Consider the following 23751-nt stretch of genomic DNA (forward strand, 5'->3'; position numbering starts at 1 on the left):
GCCCTTTTGGTTGTTATAGTGGAAGTTCTTTCAGTATTTCGCCATTTAGATGGTATATAGTGATTTTCCCATTTTCATAGCTAGCAAAAGTGGGAGGGTTGCCTCCTTTGGGGAAAGTAATGGAGCCCGTGTTACAGATGATGCCGTTTGCCGTTCTTTCCAGTTTCCATAAATGGGTATGTCCGTAGAAAAAGGCATCATATCCATTTTGCGGGCGTTTTTCTTCATTGTAGATGTGCCCGTGGGTGAGGAATAACTTCTTGCCATTATCTACGATTAATGTGTAATCTGATAAAATAGGGAAGTTCAGCAACATCTGGTCTACTTCAGAATCACAATTTCCTCGTATTGCTACGATTTCTCCTGCCATTTCATTTAGTTTCTCTGCAATACCTTTTGGATTGAGTCCCTCAGGAAGTCCGTTACGTGGCCCGTAATTCAATATATCTCCCAAAATAATGAGCATATCAAAGTGATGTGCCTGGTAAAACTGCAGGACTTTTTCTAATGCAGGAAGGCATCCGTGTATGTCGGAAACAATTAAGTATTTCATAAAGCTTTTCGTTATTGATAATTCAATGCAAACATAAGAAAAAGCTTGTAATCAAAAAAACGGCCACCTTTGCAGGCAGCCGTTTTTCGTTGATTATATGCTAAAATAAATTATTCAGCTTTTTCGTCGCTCCAGTCCATTGCAGCCATACGCTTGTAAGAAGCATAGCGTTTCTTAGCCATGTCTTCGCAAGCAGCGAACAAGTCAGCAGCTTCTGTCGGGTATTGTTTCATTACAGATGCGAAACGAACTTCACCCTTCAGATAATCCTGGAAGCCTTCCCAGTTCGGTTCTTTAGAGTCGAGTGAGAACGGATTCTTACCTTCTTCTTCCAGAGCCGGGTTGAAGCGCCACAAGTGCCAGTAACCACATTCTACAGCCTTAGCTTCTTCAGCCTGAGATTTACCCATACCAGCTTTCAAACCGTGGTTGATACATGGAGCGTATGCGATAACCAATGATGGTCCAGGATATGCTTCAGCTTCGCGGATAGCTTTCAAAGTCTGAGCCTGGTCAGCACCCATTGCAATCTGAGCTACGTAAACGTAACCGTAAGTAGTAGCAATCATACCCAGGTCTTTCTTGCGAACACGTTTACCAGAAGCAGCAAACTTAGCGATAGCACCCAGCGGAGTAGCCTTAGAAGACTGACCACCAGTGTTAGAGTAAACTTCAGTATCCAATACCAGGATGTTTACATCTTCGCCAGAAGCGATTACATGGTCAAGACCTCCGTAACCTATATCGTAAGAAGCACCGTCACCACCGATGATCCACTGTGAGCGTTTTACCAGATAGTCTTTGAATTCAGCGATAGTAGCGCAAGCAGCACACTTGTCTTTTGCAGCTTCTACCAACGGAATAATCTTTTCAGCAGCAGCTTTGCTCTTATCAGCATCGTTGCGGCCGTCAATCCATTCCTGGAATGCTTCTTTGTATTCTGCCGGAGTAGCTTCGTTTGCGATAGCAGACTTCATAGCTTCTTCCAGACGGTTGCGCAGTTTCTTGTTAGCCAATTCCATACCTAAACCGAATTCGCAGAAGTCTTCGAACAATGAGTTAGCCCAAGCAGGACCCTGACCTTTTTCGTTAGTTGTATAAGGAGTTGAAGGAACTGAACCAGAGTAGATAGAAGAACATCCTGTAGCGTTAGCAACCATTTCACGGTCACCGAACAACTGAGAAATCAGTTTCACATACGGAGTTTCACCACAACCAGAGCAAGCTCCAGAGAACTCGAACAACGGCTGAGCGAACTGAGAGTTCTTCACGTTAGCCTTGATGTCTACCAAGTGCTGTTTAGACTTCACGTTGTCAGCGCAGTAAGTCCAGTTAGCAGCTTCAGCCAACTGAGTTTCAAGCGGCTTCATAGTCAAAGCCTTGCCACCCTTCTTCGGGTTGCCCGGACAAACGTCAGCACAGTTACCGCAACCCAAGCAGTCCATAACGTCTACCTGTACACGGAATGTCATACCGTCGAACTGTTTTCCTACAGCTTTCAGAGTCGGGAAGTTAGCACCAGCTTGTTCTTCAGCATCCAGTACGAACGGACGGATAGCAGCGTGAGGACAAACGTATGCACACTTGTTACACTGGATACAAGTTTCAGGATTCCATTCCGGAACGAATGCAGCTACACCACGTTTTTCGTATTTAGCTGTACCCTGATGCCATGTACCGTCTTCGATACCCTTGAATGCAGATACTGGCAGCAAGTCACCATCCTGAGCGTTGATAGGACGAACAACTTCGTTGATGAATGCCGGATCGTTGTTTGCAGCAGCAGCTTCAACTTCCAGGTTAGCCCATGCCGGGTCAACAGTCAATTGTTTGTATTCACCACCACGGTCAACGGCAGCGTAGTTCTTGTTAACCACGTCTTCACCCTTCTTGCCGTAAGACTTCACGATGAATTTCTTCATCTGTTCTACAGCCAGGTCAACTGGAATTACGCCAGTGATACGGAAGAATGCAGACTGCAGGATAGTGTTAGTACGGTTACCCAAACCAATTTCCTGAGCAATCTTAGTTGCATTGATATAGTAAACAGTGATGTTGTTTTCTGCGAAGTATTTCTTCACTTTGTTCGGCAGGTTCTTAGCCAATTCTTCGCCTTCCCAGATAGTGTTCAGCAAGAATGTACCGTTCTTACGCAGACCGCGAGTTACATCATACATGTGCAGGTAAGCCTGTACGTGGCAAGCTACGAAGTTAGGAGTAGTTACCAAGTAAGTAGAGCGGATAGGATGATCACCGAAACGCAAGTGAGAGCAAGTGAAACCACCAGATTTCTTAGAGTCGTATGAGAAGTAAGCCTGGCAGTATTTGTTGGTGTTGTCACCGATGATTTTTACAGAGTTCTTGTTAGCACCTACAGTACCGTCAGCACCCAAACCGTAGAATTTAGCTTCGAACATACCTTCGCCACCCAAAGCGATTTCTTCTTTCTGAGGAAGAGAAGTGAAGGTGACGTCATCTACGATACCGATAGTGAAGTGGTTCTTAGGAGTCGGCAATGCCAAGTTTTCGTATACAGAAAGAATCTGAGCAGGAGTAGTATCCTTAGAACCCAGACCATAACGTCCGCCTACGATAAGAGGAGCATTTTCCTGTCCGTAGAAGCAGTCTTTTACGTCAAGATACAAAGGTTCGCCGTTTGCACCCGGTTCTTTTGTACGGTCAAGAACTGCGATGCGTTTTGCGGTCTTAGGTACAGCTGCCAAGAAATGTTTAGCAGAGAACGGACGATACAAGTGTACAGAAACCAAACCAACTTTTTCGCCGTTTGCTACCAAGTGGTCGATAGCTTCACGAGCAGCTTCAGTTACAGAACCCATAGCGATGATTACGCGTTCAGCATCTTCTGCACCATAGTAGTTGAACAAGCCGTAGTGACGTCCTGTAATCTTATTGATTTCGTTCATATATTCTTCTACGATAGCAGGAACTGCTTCATAGAACGGATTGCAAGATTCTCTGTGCTGGAAGAAGTGATCCGGGTTTTCAGCCATACCGCGAGCAACCGGTTTGTTAGGACTGAGTGCACGTTCACGGAATTCAGCCAAAGCTTTCTGGTCTACCAGCGGAGCGAGGTCTTCGTTTTCCAGCATTTCAATCTTCTGGATTTCGTGTGATGTACGGAAACCGTCGAAGAAGTTCAAGAACGGAACCCGAGACTTGATTGTTGACAAGTGAGCTACACCGGCCAAATCCATAACTTCCTGTACAGAACCTTCACAAAGCATAGCGAAACCAGTCTGACGGCAAGACATTACGTCCTGGTGGTCACCGAAGATACACAATGCGTGAGAAGCCAGTGTACGTGCAGAAACGTGGAATACGCATGGCAAGAACTCACCTGCAATTTTGTACATGTTAGGAATCATCAACAGAAGACCCTGAGAAGCAGTATAAGTAGTTGTCAATGCACCAGCCTGAAGAGATCCGTGTACTGCACCGGCAGCACCACCTTCAGATTGCATTTCCTGAACCAAAACAGTTTCGCCGAAGATGTTTTTACGACCTGCGGCAGCCCATTCGTCTACATATTCAGCCATTGTAGATGACGGGGTGATAGGATAGATAGCTGCAACTTCTGAGAACATATATGAAATATGTGCTGCAGCCTGGTTACCATCACAAGTGATGAATTTTTTTTGTTTAGTCATACAATTACTAATTAAATATGAAGTAATAAAATCGTTATTGTCAATACAAAAATCCAAATAACCATAAAGGTATCTGGTCGCCGTGTCCTATTTCCATTTTATGCATGGCATAGTATATGTTCGGATTGCTTTTATATTTGCTTCCTTCTGCACAAATCCGGAAATGCAGTGTATTGTCTACAAGGAAAGAGGTTCCTTTATCTCCTTTGTTGATTTTGTGGTCTTTCCACAAGGTATTGACAAAGAAGGTTTCCAGCACATCTTGTTCCTCCACCTTTACCGGATAGATGCTATACATCAGGTTTGTGTTGTGCATCATGATTTTAGCCGGTTTTTTAGGAAAGCTTTCCCCTTTCGGGTAAACCATGTTGATGAGTCGTGCATCTGCCAGGTATTTTATGTAGTTCATGACCGTAGCACGCGATGTCTGAATTTCAGTAGCCAATTGGCTGACATTGGGTGCGACCGGACCGTCTACTGCTAGCAAATATAATAATTTTTTGATTTTGGACAGATATTTCAGCTCGATTTGTTTAATCAGGAGAATGTCCACTTCAATCATCATGTTCATGGTCTTCAGCAGATTTTCCGAGAAATTTCTTTTTTCAAGGAAAAAAGGATAGAAACCATGATGGATGTAATCCTGGAAATAATTGAGCGGGTTGATGTGTGGTAAGATTGTTTTCACGATATGCTCGTGATTGTGCAGAATCTCATCCAGTGTGTAGGCTGAAAAATGGTTCCCAGTTTGTAAATTCAGAAATTCACGGAAAGAAAATCCTCTCAGGTTATACGATTTGACAATCCCGTTCAATTCGGGATTCTCATCTTTCAGACGCATTACAGAAGAACCGGTAAATACAATTTTCAGTTGCGGATAACGTTCATAGCATGTGCGCAAATCGTGACTCCAATCTGGAAGCTTGAAAACTTGGTCAATAAGCAGGACTTTTCCCCCTCTTTTAACAAATTCCCCGGCAAAGTCTACTAAACTGTATTGTGAAAAGTAGAAATTATTCATGTTTACGAACAAGCATGAACGGTCCGTTCCGAACTTTTCTTTTGCATATTGTAAAAGAAATGTGGTTTTGCCTACCCCTCTTGTACCTTTTATACCAATCAAGCGATCATTCCAGTCTATTTCATCCATGAGATCACGGCGAACAGGAGCGTTGGTATGTTCCACTAAATAATTATGTGTTCTGTAAAATGCTTCCATGAATTCTGTTTCTAGGCTGCAAATATACGAATACTTCATAATATTGCAAACTGGAGATGACAAAAGTTTATTCTTTGATTAAGTTTTTTTGAATCTCTTCTGGTGCATCAAAGGTGGGAATTTATTGGTTTGCTTTTCGGGTATAGATTCTCGATTTTATATTTGTAAAGAGGAGGATTCGTAGCTGTTTTTGTGTAATCTCAGTACTTTCAAAGAAGTACTACAGTACTCCCGTGAAAGTACTGAAGTACTTCATAGGCAGTACTACAGTACTTCCTCGGGAGTACTGGAAACTTTGACTTCTGTTTGTTTTTGGGGAGGGAGAATTAGAATTGATAATTCTTTTCCACCCAGTCGATGAATGCCTGGTTCACTTGGCGTGTTCCTCCCGGGGTAGGATAGTCTCCACTAAAATACCAGTCTCCCGGATGGGCCGGACATGCCTCATGCAGTCCTTCCAACGTTTGGTAAACAATCTGTACTTTTGCCCGCGTAGTGGCAGGAGTCAGTAATGCAGCAATTTTTTCTGATATTTCTTCATCGCTGAAAGGAGCATAAATTTCCTTTACGTAGTTGCGCATTTTTTCTTTAGGCAGGTTCAGCTGTTCTTTTGATTTTCTATAAGCATATTCAATGACGTGCTGCATGTCGCGTTCTTCCAGCAGAGCGATGGCAGCCTTGAAGGCGATGAATTGCTCCATGCTGGCCATGTCGATGCCATAGTAATCCGGATAGCGGACTTGTGGGGAAGAGGATACGATGACAATCTTTTTGGGCTGCAGACGGTCGAGAATGCTGATGATACTTTGCTTCAAAGTCGTTCCTCGTACGATACTGTCGTCGATGATTACCAGGTTGTCTTCCTGTGGCACGAGGCTTCCGTAGGTAATATCGTATACGTGGGCTGCCAGGTCGTTGCGGGTATTTCCTTCCGCAATAAAGGTACGCAACTTAATATCCTTGATGGCTACCTTCTCGCTTCGGATGCGTTGAGAAAGAATCTGTTTCAGTTCTTCATGGCTGGGCATGTGACCCAAGGCCTCGATTTGCTTGATTTTAAGTTGGTTCAGATAATTGTCCAGTCCTTCCAGCATTCCATAGAAAGCCACTTCGGCTGTATTGGGAATAAATGAGAATACAGAATGGGCTATGTCATGATTGACTGCAGAGAGAATTGGTTCAATCAGTTTTTCTCCTAATTTTTTACGTTCACGGTAGATATCCACGTCACTTCCCCGGCTGAAGTAGATGCGTTCGAAAGAGCAGGGTTTTAATTTCCTGGGTTTGTTGATTTGTGCCAGTCTGAGCTGACCTTTCTTATTGACCAATACAGCTTGTCCAGGCATCAGTTCATGGATGCTTTCAGCAGGGATATTCAATACCGTCTGAATGACAGGGCGTTCCGACGCTAATACCATGATTTCATCGTCCTGATACCAGAATGCCGGGCGAATACCCCATGGGTCGCGTACGGCAAAGGTTTCACCGCTTCCTGTCATTCCGCAGATGACGTAACCTCCATCCCAGGATGGGGAAGATGTTTTCAGTACGTTTGTCAAGTCAATCCGCTCTTCAATGGCATGCGTGATGTCCATTCCCTTCAAGCCTTCTTCTTTGCACTGGTTGTAAAGGCGCTCCACTTCTCTGTCCAGCCGGTGGCCTACCTGCTCCAGCATGATATAGGTATCTGCGTATTTACGGGGATGTTGTCCGGCTTCAGTAATATTGGCAAAAATTTCGTCTACATTGGTCAGATTGAAGTTACCGCACAATGCTAGGTTCTTGGCACGCCAGTTGTTGCGGCGGAGAAATGGATGAACATACGAGATACCGCTTTTTCCTGTGGTCGAATAACGCAGGTGTCCCATGTAAAGTTCTCCGGCAAAGGGCAGGCACTTCTTTGCAAATTCTGCATCGTGCAACTGTTCTTCCGTTAAATCCTTGTATTGTTGATGAACGTTGTTGAAGATTTCTGTAATGGCTCCCGCTCCGAGTCCTCTTTCACGGAACATGTATTCCTCACCAGGGTTGGCTTGCAGTTTTACGCAGGCTAATCCTGCAGCTTCTTGTCCTCTGTTGTGCTGCTTTTCCATCAGCAGATAAAGCTTGTTCAAGCCATACATCCATGTACCATATTTTTCCTGATAATATTCCAGTGGTTTCAGGAGTCGGATAAGAGCGACTCCGCATTCATGTTTTAATGTTTCCATCTGTATTTTGTTTTCAAGCCATATTATGATTTTCGTTTACAAAATAACAGACAATTATTAAAAGAGGTATGTGCTGTGCCTGAAAAAATACATTGTTTCTGTCTTTTTGTGATAAATGTAATCAAAATGTATTTATTCTGTTTTATTCTGAAACTTTTCCGCTTTCTATATAAAGAAAATGAAAGCTTCGGTTTGTGTAAATGAAAATATTGTAATGAAAAATCCTACAAAAGTGTCATATTGGAAGTGATATTATTATTTTTGTGGACAAATAGAATGTAAACTCTGTTTTGGGTATTAATAATGAAAGATAAAATGAGGTTAGCAGGAAAATTTATGAGAAAAGAAGAGCAGGAAGTAACAGAATGTCATCAGACATCTTCCGGGCTTTATCAACCGGAGTACGAGCACGATGCTTGTGGAGTAGGTATGATTGTAGATATTCATGGTAATAAATCACATGAATTGGTGGATGCAGCCTTGAAGGTCTTGGAAAATATGAAACATCGTGGCGCAGAAGGCGCTGACAACAAGACGGGTGACGGTGCAGGTATTATGCTGCAGATTCCACATGAGTTTATATTGTTACAAGGAATTCCGGTGCCTGAAAAGGGGAAATATGGTACGGGATTGGTTTTTCTTCCGAAAGACGCGAAGGAACAGGAGTCCATTCTGAGCATCCTGATTGAGGAGGTAGAGCGTGAAGGCTTGTCATTGATGCACTTGCGTTCCGTGCCCGTGAATTCTTCTATTTTAGGAAAAAGTGCGTTGGAGACTGAACCAGACATTAAGCAGGTGTTCATTACCGGGGCAACCGACCTGGAAAACTTTGAACGTACCTTATATATTGTGCGTAAAAAGATTGAACGCCGTGTACATCATAAGGACTTTTACATTGTTTCCTTGTCCAGTAAAAATATTATATATAAAGGTATGCTGTCTTCGGTACAGGTGCGTGAATATTTTCAGGACCTTACCCAGCCTTACTTTACCAGCGGACTGGCCATCGTACATTCTCGTTTTAGTACGAATACATTTCCGACCTGGAGTTTGGCACAGCCTTTCCGCTTGTTAGCCCATAATGGAGAAATCAATACCATTCGTGGAAACAGAGGATGGATGGAGGCGCGTGAAAGTGTACTTTCCACTCCTTTATTAGGTGACGTGAAGAAAATAGGTCCGATCATACAGCCGGGAATGAGCGACAGTGCCTCACTCGATAATGTGTTGGAGTTTTTCGTGATGTCAGGATTGAGCCTGCCGCATGCCATGGCTATGCTTGTGCCAGAGTCATTCAATGACAAGAATCCGATTAGTGAGGAGCTGAAGGCGTTTTATGAGTACCATTCCATTTTGATGGAACCTTGGGACGGACCGGCTGCCTTGTTGTTCAGCGACGGACGTTATGCAGGTGGTATGCTCGACCGTAACGGTTTGCGTCCGGCACGTTACCTGATTACCAAAAATGATATGATGGTGGTAGCCAGCGAAGCTGGAGTCATTAATTTTGAACCTGAAGCCATTAAGGAAAAAGGCCGTCTTCAGCCAGGCAAGATATTGTTGGTAGATACCCAGGAAGGACGTATTTACTACGATGGCGAACTGAAGAGCCAGTTGGCGGCTTCCAAGCCTTATCGTCAGTGGCTTTCTACCAACCGTATTGAACTGGATACATTACGCAGTGGCCGTAAGATTTCCAATTCTGTACCTGATTATGAACGTCGCCTGCGTGCATTCGGATTTACTCGCGAAGACATAGAACGTACACTTACTCCAATGTGTATGAATGGGGCCGAACCCACAGCTTCTATGGGTAACGATACTCCTCTGGCTGTGTTGTCCGACAAGCCGCAGATATTGTTCAATTATTTCCGTCAACAGTTTGCTCAGGTGACCAATCCGCCAATCGACCCGATACGTGAGGAACTGGTGATGTCGCTGACGGAATATATCGGAGCTGTAGGAACCAACATCTTGTTGCCGAGTGAATCGCATTGTAAGATGGTGCGTCTGCCACATCCGATTCTGAACAATACGCAGCTTGATATATTGTGCAACATTCGTTATAAAGGGTTCAATACCGTGAAGTTGCCGATGCTGTTCGATGCAGCAAGAGGAGCGGAAGGTCTGCGTGAGGCATTGAATGAGTTGTGCAAGAAAGCCGAGGCGGCAGTGGACGAAGGTGTGAACTACATCATTCTTTCCGATCGTGAGATTGATGCAGCACATGCAGCCATTCCTTCTTTGCTGGCTGTAAGTGCCGTACACCATCACCTGATTTCTGTACAAAAGAGAGTACAGACCGCATTGGTGGTAGAAAGTGGAGAAATTCGGGAAGTGATGCACGCTGCCTTGTTGCTGGGATATGGAGCGAGCGCCATCAATCCGTATATGGTATTTGCCATTCTGGATGACATGGTGAAGAAAGGCGATGTGCAGTTGAATTATGAAACCGCCGAAAAGAACTACATAAAAGCCGTTTGCAAGGGACTCTATAAAGTAATGAGTAAGATGGGTATCAGTACGATACGTTCTTACCGTGGAGCAAAGATTTTTGAAGCCGTTGGTTTGGGCAGTGAAGTGCTTTCTACTTACTTCGGTACTCCTTCTTCATCCATTGGAGGTGTCGGATTGGAAAGCATTGCCAAAGATTACCAGGCGTTCCATGATGCAGGTTTTGCAAAAGAGGTCGACGATTTGTTGCCTTACATCGGTCAGTTCTCCTACCGTAAGGATGGCGAGAAGCATGCCTGGAATCCGGAAACTATCAGTGCTTTGCAGTTGGCCACTCGTTTGGGAAGTTATGCTAAGTTCAAGGAATATACGCGTCGGGTAGATGAAAAGGAAAGTCCGATATTCTTGCGTGACTTCTTCTCTTTCCACCGTAATCCGATTCCATTGGAAGATGTAGAGCCGGTAGAGGAAATTGTAAAGCATTTTGTAACGGGCGCCATGTCTTTTGGTTCTATCAGTAAAGAGGCGCATGAAGCCATGGCACTGGCCATGAACAAGCTGAACGCCCGTAGTAATACGGGTGAAGGAGGAGAGGATTCCGACCGTTTCCATGAAACCTACGATGGCATTTCCTTGTGCAGTAAGACCAAACAGGTCGCTTCCGGACGTTTCGGTGTAACCACTGAATACTTGGTGAATGCCGAAGAAATTCAGATTAAGGTAGCACAGGGTGCTAAACCGGGTGAAGGTGGACAGCTTCCGGGATTCAAGGTAAATGAAGTGATTGCCAAGACGCGTCATTCTATTCCGGGCATTTCGTTGATTTCGCCTCCCCCTCATCACGATATTTATTCAATTGAAGACTTGGCTCAGCTGATATTCGATTTGAAGAACGTGAATCCGAAAGCCAAAATCAGTGTGAAACTGGTAGCTGAAAGTGGTATTGGTACCATCGCAGCCGGTGTGGCAAAAGCAAAGGCTGATTTGATTGTCATTTCAGGAGCAGAAGGTGGAACAGGAGCTTCTCCGGCCTCTTCCATGCGCTATGCCGGTATTTCTCCGGAAATCGGTCTGAGCGAGACACAGCAGACACTGGTACTCAACGGACTCCGTGGTCAGGTACGTTTGCAGACTGACGGACAGTTGAAGACTGGACGTGACATCATCAGCATGGCTTTGCTGGGAACAGAAGAGTTTGGATTCGGAACTTCTGTATTGATTGTTTTGGGATGTGTCATGATGCGTAAATGTCATGCCAATACGTGTCCGGTAGGTGTGGCTACACAGGATCCGCAGTTGCGGGCACATTTCCGCGGACATTATCGTTATGTGGTCAACTTCTTCCGTTTCCTGGCACAGGAGGTACGTGAATACCTGGCAGAGATGGGATTCTCCCGTCTGGAAGACATTGTAGGACGTACGGATTTGATTGAAATACGTCCGACAACTCATGAAAAGGCTTCATTGCTCGATTTCAGTAAATTGTTGCATAAAGTCGATAACGGTGCAGCCTTACATAATGTAACGGAACAGCGTCATGAGATAGAGCACGTGAAGGATGTCAGCATGCTGGCTGCTGCACGCGAAGCACTGGAAAACCGTAAGGAGGTATCGTTGGAATATGCCATATCCAATACCGACCGTTCGGTAGGAGCCATGCTTTCTGGAGCCGTAGCTGCCAAGTATGGACAGGCTGGATTGCCCGCACAGACCATCCAGGTGAAGTTTAAAGGTTCAGCCGGACAGAGTTTCGGTGCTTTCCTTCCACATGGGGTCAGCTTCAAGCTGGAAGGTGAAGCGAATGATTACCTGGGCAAGGGCTTGAGCGGAGGACATATTTCGGTACAGCCTCCGGTAAGAAGCAATTTCCTGGCCGAAAACAACGTAATCGCTGGTAATACATTGTTGTATGGTGCCACGAGTGGAGAGGTGTATATCAATGGATGTGTAGGTGAGCGTTTTGCCGTACGTAACTCCGGTGCCATTACGGTAGTAGAAGGAGTAGGCGACCATTGCTGTGAGTACATGACAGGCGGACGAGTAGTCGTACTGGGTAAGACCGGACGTAACTTTGCTGCAGGTATGAGTGGGGGAGTTGCTTACGTATGGGATAAAGACCGTAACTTCGATTACTTCTGTAACATGGAAATGGTAGAGCTTTCTCTGTTGGAAGATGCTACAGCCCGCAAGGAACTGCATGAACTGGTTCGTCAGCATTATCTGTACACCGGTTCTCAACTGGCACGTACGATGTTGGATAACTGGAGCCGTTATGTAGAAGAATTTATTCAGGTAACTCCGATTGAATACAAGAAAGTGCTGGCTGAAGAGCAGATGCGCAAACTGCAGCAGAAGATAGCCGAAGTACAGCGTGATTATTGATTAATTGTTGAACAGTAAAAAACTAGATATATGGGAAATCCAAAAGCATTTCTGACCGTTCCCAGACAAGAGGCTGGATACCGTCCGGTACACGACCGTATCATGGACTTCAGTGAAGTGGAACAGACGTTGAACACAAGCGAGCGAAAGCTCCAGGCATCGCGGTGTATGGACTGTGGGGTACCTTTCTGCCATTGGGCATGCCCGTTGGGCAATCGTCCTCCGGAGTTCCAGGATGCCATGTACAAGGGAAAATGGAAAGAAGCTTATGAGATACTTACCGGAACCAATGATTTTCCGGAGTTCACTGGCCGTATATGTCCGGCATTGTGTGAAAAGAGTTGTGTGTTGAAGTTGAGTATGGATGCACCGGTAACCATTCGTGAAGATGAAGCTGCTATCATTGAAGCTGCTTTTCGTGAAGGGTATGTACAGCCTCGTCAATATGAACGAAACGGGAAGTCTGTGGCTGTCATCGGTTCCGGACCTGCAGGACTGGCGGCTGCCAATCAGTTGAACCGCAGAGGATATGCGGTGACGGTGTTCGAAAAACTGGAATACGTGGGAGGCTTGTTGCGATTTGGTATTCCGAATTTTAAGCTCAGCAAATCGGTAATCGATCGCCGTGTGGCAGTGATGGAAGCAGAAGGAATCACTTTCAAGGTCAATGCCGATATTGACGTGACAAATCTTCCCGAAGGATTTGATGCATACTGCATTTGTACGGGTACGCCGCAGGCACGCGATTTGAATATCCCCGGACGTGAACTGAAAGGTATCCATTTTGCTGTGGAGATGTTGGCGCAGCAGAACCGCGTGCTGGCAGGGCAGCACATTCCAGAGGAGGAACGCATCACGGCAAAAGGTAAGCATGTGCTGGTAATTGGAGGTGGAGATACGGGTAGTGACTGTATCGGAACAAGTAACCGTCAGGGAGCACTCAGTGTAACGCAGATTGAAATTATGCCGAAGCCTCCTGTAGGTCATAATCCGAATACTCCGTGGCCGCAGTGGCCGGTGGTTCTCAAAACCAGCAGCAGTCATGAAGAAGGATGCATACGTCGGTGGAGTTTGACCTCCAACCGCTTCTTGGAAGAAGACGGGAAAGTGTGCGGTGTAGAAGTGGAAGAAGTGGAATGGACTCCGGGAGCCGAAGGAGAACGTCCGGTGATGAAGCCGACTGGGAAGAAAGAAATCCTGAAAGCCGATTTGGTATTGCTGGCGATGGGATTCCTTCGTCCGGTACAACCTGAATTCCCGGCAAATGTTTTTGTGGCCGGTGATGCAGCTACCGGAGCCAGTCTGGTTGTGAAGTGCATTGCAGGCGGTCGGAAGGCCGCAGCCGACATTGATGCATATTTAAGCCGAAAATAATTGATTACATACAAAATATAAATACAACTTTACGATTATGTGTGGCATTGCAGCTATTTTAAATATCAGAAAACAGACTCCAGAGTTGCGTGAAAAAGCATTGGCCATGGCTCGAAAGATTCGTCATCGTGGTCCCGACTGGAGTGGAATTTATTGTGGAGGATTGGCTATCTTAGCGCATGAACGTTTGTCGATAGTAGACCCGCAGAGTGGCGGACAGCCATTGTACTCACCCGATAAGAAAGTGGTACTGGCCGTGAACGGCGAAATCTACAATCACCGTGAGATTCGTAAGGAGTATGCCGGAAAATATGATTTCCAGACAGGAAGTGACTGTGAAGTAATCTTGGCACTTTATCAAGAATACGGAATACATTTTCTGGAAAAGCTGAATGGTATTTTTGCATTCGCGCTGTACGATTCAGAAAAAGATGAGTTTCTCATCGCTCGCGACCCTATCGGGGTGATTCCACTTTATATTGGTTATGACAGCGATGGCAAAGTCTATTGTGCCAGCGAACTGAAAGCGTTGGAAGGTTTTTGTGAACGCTATGAACCCTTTTTACCCGGACATTGTTATTATAGCAAGGACGGGAAGATGACCCGCTGGTACGTTCGCGACTGGACTCAGTATGAGGCAGTAGCTGATGCACCGGCATCGGTTAGCGCTTTGCGGGAAGGCTTGGAAAAAGCTGTACGTGAGCAACTGATGAGTGATGTACCCTACGGTGTATTGCTTTCAGGAGGTTTGGACAGCTCAGTCATTTCTGCCATTGCCAAGCGTTATGCAGCCCGTCGTGTGGAAACGGATGGAAAGATGGCGGCATGGTGGCCTCAGCTTCATTCCTTTGCTATTGGTCTGGAGGGAGCCCCCGATTTGGCCAAGGCACGTGAAGTGGCTGATTTCATCGGTACCGTGCACCATGAAATTCACTACACCATTCAGGAAGGTCTCGACGCACTTCGCGATGTGATTTATTACATTGAGACTTACGATGTAACGACAGTTCGAGCTTCTACACCTATGTACTTGCTGGCTCGTGTCATCAAGAGTATGGGTATCAAGATGGTGCTTAGCGGAGAAGGAGCAGATGAAATTTTTGGTGGTTATCTGTACTTCCACAAGGCCCCCGATGCACGGGCTTTCCATGAAGAAACTGTGCGTAAATTGTCCAAACTTTATTTGTACGATTGTTTGCGGGCCAATAAATCATTGGCTGCCTGGGGAGTAGAAGGACGTGTGCCGTTCCTTGACAAGGAATTCTTGGATGTGGCCATGCGGTTGAACCCGGAAGCCAAGATGTGTCCCGGAAAAACCATCGAAAAGAAAATCGTACGCGAAGCTTTTGCCGACTTGTTGCCTGAAAGCGTGGCATGGCGTCAGAAGGAACAGTTCAGTGACGGTGTGGGATACAGCTGGATTGATACGCTGAAGGAATTCACGGCAAAAGAGGTATCCGACGAACAGATGGTGCATGCGGCTGAACGTTTCCCGGTGAATCCTCCCCGTAACAAGGAAGAGTACTACTACCGCTCTATCTTTGAGGAGCATTTCCCGAGTGAAAGTGCGGCTAAGAGTGTTCCCAGTGTACCGAGTGTGGCTTGTTCTACAGCTGAGGCACTGGCTTGGGATAAAGCTTTCCAGCATATCAATGAGCCGAGCGGACGTGCGGTAACCGATGTACATGAGGAGGGATACAAAAACTAAACTGATTATCAGATATGAAAATAGAATTTACAAAAATGCATGGTCTGGGTAATGATTACATCTATGTGAATACGATGAAATACCCGCTGACTAATCTGGAAGAAAAGTCCATAGCCTGGAGTCGTCCTCATACGGGGATAGGCAGTGACGGACTGGTGCTGATTGGCGATTCGGACAAGGCTGATTTCAGCATGCGTATTTTTAACGCGGACGGTTCTGAGGCCAAGATGTGCGGAAATGCCAGTCGCTGTATCGGGAAGTATTTGTATGAATATGGACTGACTACGAAGACGGATATTTTGCTGGATACGCTTTCCGGTATCAAGGAACTGCATTTGCAGGTGAAGGAGGGAAAGGTAGAGTCTGTTCGGGTGGATATGGGAATTCCTGCCGATATTCACTGGGTGGATTTGGGCGATGCTTATCCCTTCCAGAAAGGAGTGGCCGTGTCAATGGGGAACCCTCATCTGGTTATTTTTGTAGATAAAATGGAGGAGGTAGCTCTTGCTGAAGTAGGACCAGTGCTTGAACGTCATCCACTTTTCCCGGATCGGGTAAACGTAGAGTTCGCTCAAGTATTGGACAAAGAAAACATACGCATGCGGGTATGGGAAAGAGGATCCGGTATCACACAAGCTTGTGGTACGGGAGCATGTGCTACCGCTGTGGCAGCAGCCTTTTCCGGACAATGCGGCTCCCATGCAACAATCTGTATGGATGGAGGTGACCTGACCATCGACTGGGCAGGAGAGGGGCAGCATTTGTATATGATAGGGCCCGCAGTGAAAGTATTTGACGGAACAATCGAATTAAAAGAGTAAGACAAGATATATGATACAAGTAAACGATAATTTCATCAAGTTGCCCGGAAACTATCTGTTTTCGAGCATTGCTAAAAAAGTGAATGCCTTTAAATCGGCTCATCCGGAAGCTGCACTTATCCGATTAGGAATTGGCGACGTGACTCGTCCGCTTCCGCCGGCTTCTATCAAGGCTATGCACCGTGCGGTAGACGAACTGGCCGATGCCGGAACTTTCCATGGATACGGTCCTGAACAAGGATATGATTTCTTGATTCAGGCTATTCTGGAACATGATTACCGCTCGCGTGGAGTAGAATTGCGTCCGACAGAAATTTTTGTGAGTGACGGAGCTAAAAGTGACACCGGTAATTTTGGAGATATTTTAGGCACAGGCAATAAAGTTGCGGTAACAGACCCCGTGTATCCGGTGTATATTGACAGTAACGTCATGGCCGGGAGAGCTGGAGAATTGCAGGCGAACGGACAATGGAATCGTCTGACTTATCTGCCTTGTACGGCAGAAAACCATTTTATCCCGTCTCTTCCCCAAGAATCGGTAGACATGATTTACTTGTGCTACCCTAATAATCCTACGGGAACGACGCTGACCAAAGCCGAATTGCAGAAGTGGGTGGACTATGCACTGGCACATAAGGCACTGATATTATATGATGCGGCTTATGAGGCTTACATTTGTGAGAGTGATGTGCCACATTCTATTTATGAAATAGAGGGAGCTCGTTCGTGTGCCGTAGAATTCCGTAGCTTCTCCAAGACAGCCGGTTTTACTGGAGTGCGTTGCGGTTATACCGTAGTGCCGGAAGAAGTGAAAGCCATGACGGCTTCGGGCGAGCAAGTAGCTTTGAATCATTTGTGGAACCGCCGGCAGTGTACGAAGTTCAATGGTACCAGCTATATCACCCAGCGAGGGGCAGAGGCCATCTATACCGCCGAAGGGCAAGCTGAGATTAAGGAAACCATATCCTATTATATGGAGAATGCCCGTCTGATGCGTGAAGGACTGCTGTCTGCTGGATTTACACTTTATGGAGGAGTGAATGCGCCTTATATCTGGGTAAAGGCACCCGAAGGACTGGATTCATGGAGTTTCTTTGAAATGTTGCTTCACGAAGTCAATGTGGTAGGAACTCCGGGAGTTGGATTTGGACCAAGCGGAGAAGGATTCCTGCGACTGACAGCCTTTGGCAAACGTGAGGATTGCCAGGAAGCTATGAATAGAATAAAAAACTGGGCCGGACGTTAATCCGACCCAGTTTTTAAAACCGCCAGCCTATCCCGATCGAGAGTGAATGAAAAAATGGGCGCTTCTTTCCGAGATTCAGCATGTTTCCGTCGAAAACGGTTTCCCGGACGCCCGAGTAAGGGTCAAGGTTAGAGAGGGTGTATCCCAGAGAGATTATCAGGCTTTCTTCTATTTCCAACGAAACGGAAGTTTTCAGCTGAAAGGATAAAGGCTCCGCACGGGAAGTTGTGATTTCTTCATAGTGGTGGGGAGTCCATACACCTGTAGAGTTAGGGAAATAGGCTAGGGTTATATGTTATTTCACCATTACTTCCTTTTTGTCGTAGAAAACCAGTCTGATTTCTCCTTTGGCGGGAGCGTCATTGTCTTTGGTTTCCAGTTTCAGGATGCGTTTCAGCGTAAGCATATATTTTCCTTTCGGCACATTCTTAAACGAAATTCCGTCACGGCTTTCGTTCAATGTACCATAATAAGCGGTATATTCTTCCAAATGTGAGGGGCTGTCCAGCGTGGCCTCCAGTTCTTCATTGGACGCGATTTTCTCACCCTTCCATCCAACCACTTCCTGATTGGTAATCGTGATAAGTTCCGAAGGAATATGTATCTCATTAATCCATTCCTTGTAGGCATAATTGGTCAGCATACGGGTTTCTTGCTGCCGTTTGCGTTGGAATACGAATGAGACTTGTTCGTCTTTTCCGAGTGCCAGTGAATAGGAATAACCGAATATTGTATTTCCATCAAAATAATGGTATTCCATCTCTTTGCCATTGGCCATGATGGATGCTCCGCCTGTCAGTTTGATTTCTTTCAGGGGTACGTCTTTCTCTGGAGAGAAACGGGCGTAGGTCAGGGTAGGCTGTGAATCAGAAAAAGCTACCAGGTAGCTTTGATAAATAGCTACATTATCGGGTAGATTTTCTGAATTTTCTTCACTGCAAGATACAGTGAAGAAAATCAATAAGCCGTACATCATCCCATAAAGTAGTTGTTTCACTTTCATGAGTCGCGTATGTTTAAATAGATTTACGGCTGCAAAGGTAAAGTGAACAGATGGAAGTCAGGGAAAAATCTGATGTACACAAATAAAATTTAATCTATTGGGAATTAGATAGTTGATAATTTTTATGATGTACATAACACTTAAAATGCGGTGATAAACTCGTCAAAACTGCTGTTTTCGATGTGCATTTTCTCCTTCAGTCTCATTTTCCGGCGCGAGATACTTCCTTTGGCAATATGGTAAATTTCGGATAGTAACGACATGGGAAGATCCATCTTTACCAGACAGCAGAAACGAAGTTCCTCTTCCGTAAGTTGCGGGTAACACTCCTTCAGTCGTCTGGTAAATCCGTCGAAGCAAGTGTCTGTGTTTTGCTGAATAATGTCCCATTCCTCTTCCGTCAGGTGAAGTGCACCTTGCGAGTTCCTTTTCCGCAACAGAGAAGGAAGCGTGATGGCATTCAGTTGCCGGTAGTATGCTACGCTTTTATTCAGCCGGTCAATTTCCTGCTGTTTCAATTTTTCCTGTTCGTGGGCCAGTGCCACTTCCGCTTCTTTCCTTTTCAGTGTTTCTTCCATGCGCATCCACTGGGTAGCCTTTAGTTCTTCTGTCAGCTTTTGCTTGTGCACGCGGATGCGGTGAAGAAGTAAAAGCAGGATAAGAATCACCACGCCTAAGGTGACCGCAATCCGGTAGAAAACCAGCTTGTGGTGCGCTGCCTGCATCTCCGCTTTGTTGGCCCGTTCGCGTTGCAACTTGTATTCGTGCATATCTTGTATCTTTTCGATGACCATTTCCTTTCGTTCGGCACTCAGCGAGTCATGCGACAGAATGTATTTTCGCATGTAGATGTTTTCCTGTTTCTCATTCTGTTTCTTTCCGTACATTTCGAATAGACGACGGTAAGCTTCTGTGCGTTGTTTTAAGGAGGCATCAGGTAAAAAAGGCAGGATGTGATGCGTGGCCGAGTCAGCTTGCAGAAGAAAGGCAAAAATGTAGCCCTTCTGAAGGTGTAAGGCGGCAGTTTCCTTTCTCGGCAAATTTTGGCAGATGGCGTTGTTGATGTAATGGAAGGCACTGTCCGTCTGTCCTTGTTCCAAATAAATGCGGGAAAGGTAAAGTTCACTCTGTGCGATGGAGACCGGAGTGCCGGAAGGCATATAGGCAAGTGCTTTCTGAAAGAATTCTTTGGCTTTTTCCGGTTGATGCGGCAGGTAAAGCATGGCTTTCTCCTGCCATAAGTTTGCATATACGGACGAGTCGTTCAGACATTGAGCGATGTTTTCCGCAGCATCTAAGAAATGAGCTTCTTCCTGATTCTCTCCTTTAAAACGGCTGATGCGGGCCTGTTCAAGATAAATCCTGAACTGCAACAGGCTATCGGTATGAGTATTTATTTCTGTAGATTCAGGGGAAGGTGCTTCAGTTGGGGAGGTACACGAAAAAACGTATACTCCCACGGCAAGTATCCCTATAATGATGAAATATCGGAGTACAGACATAGGTTAGTCAGGTTAGTTTGGAGCGAAGATACTAAAAAACTGCCTTTAAATGTATATTTTCTGAATAAATAAAGAAAATTTGGGGCTTTTTAAGCACAGGGGAAAAACGTACTTACGTTTGATAGAAAACACAAGTGCGTTTGGATTCAAACGCAAGTACGTTTTACTTAAAACGCTTAGGCGTTTGAGTTGAAATGTACTTGCGTTTTTTGAGGTTTGAAGTGTACTGAAAATAGTTGTCAGTTTGAAGATTAATTCCTGACTAAGTTGACAAGTCAATATGTGAGGGATAGATTTAAATTTAGACAGAGTAAATTATATCATAATTTTATGCATTATCAGTAGATTTACACCCCCAATTATAAAACCAATAAATGCATAAAAAACTAATAATTGAAATGGTAATATATGGATGGTATTGTATATAGCCCAAATACAATATGGAAGACAGCATAAGGTTGTTACAATTGCAGGTATATATTTTTGCCAAATGATAAATTGCAATAAATGAATGAGGAGATGTAAGCTGAATGCCGCAAGACAACAATACCAGTAGATGATTTGCCCTGTATATATACTGATAGTACAACATGTGGACACAATGATAAATTCTTCAGCAACAATTATAGAAAATTTATGTGTATCAATCTTTGATGCTTTCTTTATTATTGGGTATAAATGGGGGAATCGTTGAGTTAATTTGATTTGATTATGATTTATCCATTTTTGTATCATGATTATTTCTTCAAACTCATGTATCATGAAAAAGATTGGAAAAAGGAATATTATAATTATGAAATCACTCATGTTGTCTGTTCTTATTAAATTCTATATTATTAATTCGTTTGCAAAAAGAAATCAAATATCTTTTTTAGCTAATCGTATATGATGGACATTTTTTATCGCAGCCAGTTATTAATTTTTTGTTTGTTTGCCTATGCAAGAAGTGAAAGTTATAGTATTAATAAAGTGTAATTTGTTTGATTCTCATGATGTTTAAAAGTTAGCTTGATAAAATACAAAAATATAAAAATATGGATAGGACTCATCATTAAAAGAATTCATTTTTCATTTGTTATTCTATTTCTTATTCTTTAGATTTGCCGTTATAGTGTAGAAACATAGTAAAACGAAATGGAACATTTGCAGGATAGGCTGTCCAAATGGCAGGTAATGGCTTTGTCTCGCGAGTTGCATCATGATGAGGCTGGCATCGGTAAGATGTGTGACCTTATGCTTTATGCGGAAGATGCACAGTCGGCATACAATGCGGCATGGATACTGTATTATTTATCAGCAGAAGACAAAAGACTTTATGTCTCTCCCTTTTATGATAAGATTGCAGACTGGGCAATGAAGCCTTGTTTGCATATACGTCGGGGACTTGTTCTATCTATTTTGATAGAGTTGTCTACGAAGCAGAACTTCAGGACAGGCTTGTTTGATTTTTGTCTTGCCCATGCTGTCGACAAAAAGGAATCGGACAGCAGCCGCTCGATGATGATAAAACTGGCTGCAAAGATGTGCCGGTTTGTTCCGGAGCTGGCAAATGAACTGGCGGCCTGTCTTGATATGCTGGAATACGAAATGACGCCAAGTATCGTAGCAGCCAGGAGAAATGCAATGAAAGTAGTCGAATCGCTGAGAAAGAAAAATGATGAAATGGAGTAAAGTAATAGGAGTATGGTGCTGTTTTATCCCACTGGCTATTTTAAATGGAGGACTTCGTGAATATGTATGGCATCGTTTCTTGTCTGAAAGCACAGCTTTGGCATTAAGCGGTGTATTACTTGCAGGATTAATTTATGTGGTAACATTTTTGCTTTTACCACCTATTAAAGACTTGACGAAAAAAGATTGTATTCTTGTAGGAGGATTATGGATGTGTCTTACGGTTTGTTTTGAATTTGGACTGGGATTGTCATCCGGTTCTTCTTGGAAAGAATTATGTCAAGCATATAATCCTATGACCGGAAATCTGTGGATATTGGTGCTATTGAGTACTTTGTGTTCACCGATGTTTGTATATAAGAACTTTAAAAAATAAGATATGACTGACAATCAAGAAAAATCATCTTTACGAAAAATCCCTAACGTAGGTTCACAGACTGAACAAGACCTGATAGCCATGGGGTATACCTCTATCGCATCACTGAAAGGAAAGAAAGCAGAGGATTTGTATGAGGAGGAATGCCGTTTGCGTGGGTGTACGATAGACCGATGCCAGCTTTATCTGTACCGGGCTTTAGAGTATTTTGTTCATACGGAAAACCCGGATAGAGAGAAATGTAAATGGTGGTATTGGAAAGATGATTATTTTTATCCCTCTCCGTGTGGAGCTAGGTGTGTGGACTGTGCGTCATTCCCAAAGGAATGCAATGGATGCAGAAAGATAAAAGGTAAGGTGTTCTGGCTTCAGTATACAGGCGATGCGGTATGTCCCATCTGGAAATGCTGTAAGGAACAAAAGCGGGAAAACTGTGGAGGATGTCCGGATTTACCTTGTGGTCGTTTTATGAAAGACCCTTCCATTTCGGATGAGGAAAATGAAGCTAATTTGAAAAAGATGATAGCTAATCTTGCAATGTATAAAAAATAAAATATACCGCACATAATTATGGAAACAGAAAGACTGATACTCAGACCGTGGCGTGAGGAAGATGCCCTTCCACTCTATAAATATGCCAAAAACCCGGCTGTAGGGCCGATTGCCGGTTGGCCACCGCACACGTCTGTAGAAAACAGCCGAGAGGTGATACGTGATATTCTTTCAGCACCGGAAACTTATGCGGTAGTGCTGAAAGAAACCAATGAACCTGTTGGCAGTGTGGGTATTATGTTTGGAGACAGCGTACACAGCGCCGACATGCAGGACGGAGATGCAGAAATTGGTTATTGGATTGGAGTTCCTTATTGGGGAAAGGGGCTGATTCCGGAAGCCGTCAATCGCCTGTTGAGGCGTTGTTTTGAGGAACTGGAAGTAAAACGAGTGTGGTGCGGTTATTATGACGGGAACACCAAATCCCGCCGAGTAATGGATAAATGTGGTTTCAAGTTTCATCATACGGAAGAGGGCAAACCTTCTCCATTGGGTGATGTGCGGACAGAACATTTTACTTTGTTGACAAAAGAAGAGTGGGAAAAAATGAATCATTGAAACTATGGATAGTGTGGTAGACTATATTATTCGTCCTTTGTATCCAGAGGAAATCCATTTGTTGAGGGATTTTCTTTATGAAGCGATTTTTATTCCTGAAGGAGTTGAACCTCTGCCAAGGGATGTGGTGGATTTGCCTGAGCTGAAGCTATATATTCAGGACTTTGGCAAGAAACAAGATGATTGCTGCTTGGTTGTCGAGTATGATGGTAAGGTGGTTGGGGCAGTGTGGACACGTATTATGAATGATTATGGTCATGTGGATGATGAAACTCCTTCACTTTCTATTTCTTTATATAAAGAATATCGGAATAAAGGGATGGGCAGACAGTTGATGAAGGAGATGATGAAACTGCTGGAAAGTAAAGGCTATCATCATGTTTCTCTTTCCGTTCAAAAGGCTAATTATGCTGTTCGTATGTATTTAAAACTTGGATTTACAATTATGAAGGAA

The 23751-nt window shown here is 44.4% G+C and carries 16 protein-coding genes and 1 pseudogene; 10 read left to right on the plus strand and 7 right to left on the minus strand.

All coding sequences use genetic code 11. The features are described from left to right. Positions 1-13: 13 nt before the first annotated feature. The 4 genes from yfcE to DXD04_RS03400 form a co-directional block, all read right to left on the minus strand. Positions 14-553 (minus strand): phosphodiesterase, encoded by a 540-nt coding sequence (gene yfcE, locus DXD04_RS03385; RefSeq protein ID WP_117670887.1) that lies wholly within the window; start codon positions 551-553, stop codon positions 14-16. A gap of 110 nt (positions 554-663) precedes the next feature. Next, a complete protein-coding gene (nifJ, locus tag DXD04_RS03390; protein ID WP_007561508.1) occupies positions 664-4221 on the minus strand; it encodes a pyruvate:ferredoxin (flavodoxin) oxidoreductase in 3558 nt (1185 codons plus the stop codon). Positions 4222-4261: 40 nt separating this feature from the next. Then, positions 4262-5440 (minus strand): ATP-binding protein, encoded by a 1179-nt coding sequence (locus DXD04_RS03395; RefSeq protein ID WP_022054484.1) that lies wholly within the window; start codon positions 5438-5440, stop codon positions 4262-4264. 326 nt (positions 5441-5766) lie between these two features. Beyond that, positions 5767-7650 carry an amidophosphoribosyltransferase gene (locus tag DXD04_RS03400; protein ID WP_117670889.1) on the minus strand — a complete coding sequence of 628 codons (1884 nt, stop codon included), beginning with the start codon at positions 7648-7650 and terminating at the stop codon, positions 5767-5769. A gap of 336 nt (positions 7651-7986) precedes the next feature. Here DXD04_RS03400 and gltB point away from each other — a divergent pair, with 336 nt between their 5' ends. Genes gltB through DXD04_RS03425 form a run of 5 tightly spaced genes read left to right on the plus strand, consistent with a single transcriptional unit; the run spans position 7987 to position 17635 of the window. Then, on the plus strand, positions 7987-12486 hold the full coding sequence (gene gltB, locus DXD04_RS03405) for a glutamate synthase large subunit (protein WP_259299506.1): 4500 nt from the start codon (positions 7987-7989) through the stop codon (positions 12484-12486). A 30-nt stretch (positions 12487-12516) separates the two neighbouring features. Beyond that, positions 12517-13860, plus strand: coding sequence for a glutamate synthase subunit beta (locus DXD04_RS03410; protein WP_117670893.1), 1344 nt, complete (start codon positions 12517-12519; stop codon positions 13858-13860). Positions 13861-13897: 37 nt separating this feature from the next. Further along, complete coding sequence (gene asnB, locus DXD04_RS03415; RefSeq protein ID WP_117670895.1) at positions 13898-15568, plus strand: asparagine synthase B; 1671 nt, start codon at positions 13898-13900, stop codon at positions 15566-15568. A 14-nt stretch (positions 15569-15582) separates the two neighbouring features. Further along, positions 15583-16389, plus strand: a complete 807-nt coding sequence (dapF, locus tag DXD04_RS03420) for a diaminopimelate epimerase (RefSeq protein ID WP_117670897.1) — start codon at positions 15583-15585, stop codon at positions 16387-16389. Positions 16390-16399: 10 nt separating this feature from the next. Beyond that, positions 16400-17635: an LL-diaminopimelate aminotransferase gene (locus tag DXD04_RS03425; protein ID WP_117670898.1), complete on the plus strand. Its 1236-nt coding sequence runs from the start codon at positions 16400-16402 to the stop codon at positions 17633-17635. A gap of 295 nt (positions 17636-17930) precedes the next feature. Here DXD04_RS03425 and DXD04_RS03430 read toward each other — a convergent pair whose 3' ends face one another. The 3 genes from DXD04_RS03430 to DXD04_RS17085 all read right to left on the minus strand — a co-directional run bounded on the left by DXD04_RS03430 (position 17931) and on the right by DXD04_RS17085 (position 20947). Further along, positions 17931-18638, minus strand: a complete 708-nt coding sequence (locus DXD04_RS03430) for a hypothetical protein (RefSeq protein WP_117670900.1) — start codon at positions 18636-18638, stop codon at positions 17931-17933. Between the two features lie 140 nt (positions 18639-18778). Next, the gene (locus DXD04_RS03435; RefSeq protein WP_117670902.1) at positions 18779-20140 is read right to left on the minus strand and encodes a tetratricopeptide repeat protein; all 1362 of its coding nucleotides are present in this window, start codon (positions 20138-20140) and stop codon (positions 18779-18781) included. A gap of 315 nt (positions 20141-20455) precedes the next feature. Then, on the minus strand, positions 20456-20947 hold the full coding sequence (locus DXD04_RS17085) for an HXXEE domain-containing protein (protein ID WP_117670904.1): 492 nt from the start codon (positions 20945-20947) through the stop codon (positions 20456-20458). 327 nt (positions 20948-21274) lie between these two features. Between DXD04_RS17085 and DXD04_RS03445 the strand changes: the two genes are divergently transcribed. From DXD04_RS03445 to DXD04_RS03465, 5 genes and pseudogenes are all read left to right on the plus strand, one after another. Further along, positions 21275-21811: a hypothetical protein gene (locus DXD04_RS03445; RefSeq protein ID WP_117670906.1), complete on the plus strand. Its 537-nt coding sequence runs from the start codon at positions 21275-21277 to the stop codon at positions 21809-21811. Then, on the plus strand, positions 21795-22187 hold the full coding sequence (locus tag DXD04_RS03450) for a hypothetical protein (protein ID WP_022054494.1): 393 nt from the start codon (positions 21795-21797) through the stop codon (positions 22185-22187). Before DXD04_RS03445 ends, DXD04_RS03450 begins: the two co-directional genes overlap by 17 nt. Before the next feature lie 3 nt (positions 22188-22190). Continuing rightward, positions 22191-22739: a helix-hairpin-helix domain-containing protein gene (locus tag DXD04_RS03455; protein WP_117670908.1), complete on the plus strand. Its 549-nt coding sequence runs from the start codon at positions 22191-22193 to the stop codon at positions 22737-22739. 18 nt (positions 22740-22757) lie between these two features. Beyond that, positions 22758-23297 carry a GNAT family N-acetyltransferase gene (locus DXD04_RS03460; RefSeq protein ID WP_229035210.1) on the plus strand — a complete coding sequence of 180 codons (540 nt, stop codon included), beginning with the start codon at positions 22758-22760 and terminating at the stop codon, positions 23295-23297. Between the two features lie 4 nt (positions 23298-23301). Then, positions 23302-23745 (plus strand): annotated as a pseudogene (locus tag DXD04_RS03465) (N-acetyltransferase family protein); the annotation flags it as partial. Between the last annotated feature and the right edge of the window lie 6 nt (positions 23746-23751).

This window comes from Phocaeicola plebeius (genome assembly GCF_003437535.1).
Taxonomy (GTDB): Bacteria; Bacteroidota; Bacteroidia; order Bacteroidales; family Bacteroidaceae; genus Phocaeicola; species Phocaeicola plebeius_A.

What these genes read in the sequence shown, in the direction of transcription:
- dapF (WP_117670897.1), top strand. Translation starts at nt 15,583, where the DNA reads ATGAAAATAGAATTTACAAAAATGCATGGTCTGGGTAATGATTACATC.
- DXD04_RS03425 (WP_117670898.1), top strand. Translation starts at nt 16,400, where the DNA reads ATGATACAAGTAAACGATAATTTCATCAAGTTGCCCGGAAACTATCTG.
- gltB (WP_259299506.1), top strand. Translation starts at nt 7,987, where the DNA reads ATGAGAAAAGAAGAGCAGGAAGTAACAGAATGTCATCAGACATCTTCC.
- DXD04_RS03450 (WP_022054494.1), top strand. Translation starts at nt 21,795, where the DNA reads ATGATGAAATGGAGTAAAGTAATAGGAGTATGGTGCTGTTTTATCCCA.
- DXD04_RS03430 (WP_117670900.1), bottom strand. Translation starts at nt 18,638, where the DNA reads ATGAAAGTGAAACAACTACTTTATGGGATGATGTACGGCTTATTGATT.
- DXD04_RS03400 (WP_117670889.1), bottom strand. Translation starts at nt 7,650, where the DNA reads ATGGAAACATTAAAACATGAATGCGGAGTCGCTCTTATCCGACTCCTG.
- DXD04_RS17085 (WP_117670904.1), bottom strand. Translation starts at nt 20,947, where the DNA reads ATGAGTGATTTCATAATTATAATATTCCTTTTTCCAATCTTTTTCATG.
- DXD04_RS03460 (WP_229035210.1), top strand. Translation starts at nt 22,758, where the DNA reads ATGGAAACAGAAAGACTGATACTCAGACCGTGGCGTGAGGAAGATGCC.
- DXD04_RS03455 (WP_117670908.1), top strand. Translation starts at nt 22,191, where the DNA reads ATGACTGACAATCAAGAAAAATCATCTTTACGAAAAATCCCTAACGTA.
- DXD04_RS03445 (WP_117670906.1), top strand. Translation starts at nt 21,275, where the DNA reads ATGGAACATTTGCAGGATAGGCTGTCCAAATGGCAGGTAATGGCTTTG.
- yfcE (WP_117670887.1), bottom strand. Translation starts at nt 553, where the DNA reads ATGAAATACTTAATTGTTTCCGACATACACGGATGCCTTCCTGCATTA.
- nifJ (WP_007561508.1), bottom strand. Translation starts at nt 4,221, where the DNA reads ATGACTAAACAAAAAAAATTCATCACTTGTGATGGTAACCAGGCTGCA.
- DXD04_RS03410 (WP_117670893.1), top strand. Translation starts at nt 12,517, where the DNA reads ATGGGAAATCCAAAAGCATTTCTGACCGTTCCCAGACAAGAGGCTGGA.
- DXD04_RS03435 (WP_117670902.1), bottom strand. Translation starts at nt 20,140, where the DNA reads ATGTCTGTACTCCGATATTTCATCATTATAGGGATACTTGCCGTGGGA.
- DXD04_RS03395 (WP_022054484.1), bottom strand. Translation starts at nt 5,440, where the DNA reads ATGGAAGCATTTTACAGAACACATAATTATTTAGTGGAACATACCAAC.
- asnB (WP_117670895.1), top strand. Translation starts at nt 13,898, where the DNA reads ATGTGTGGCATTGCAGCTATTTTAAATATCAGAAAACAGACTCCAGAG.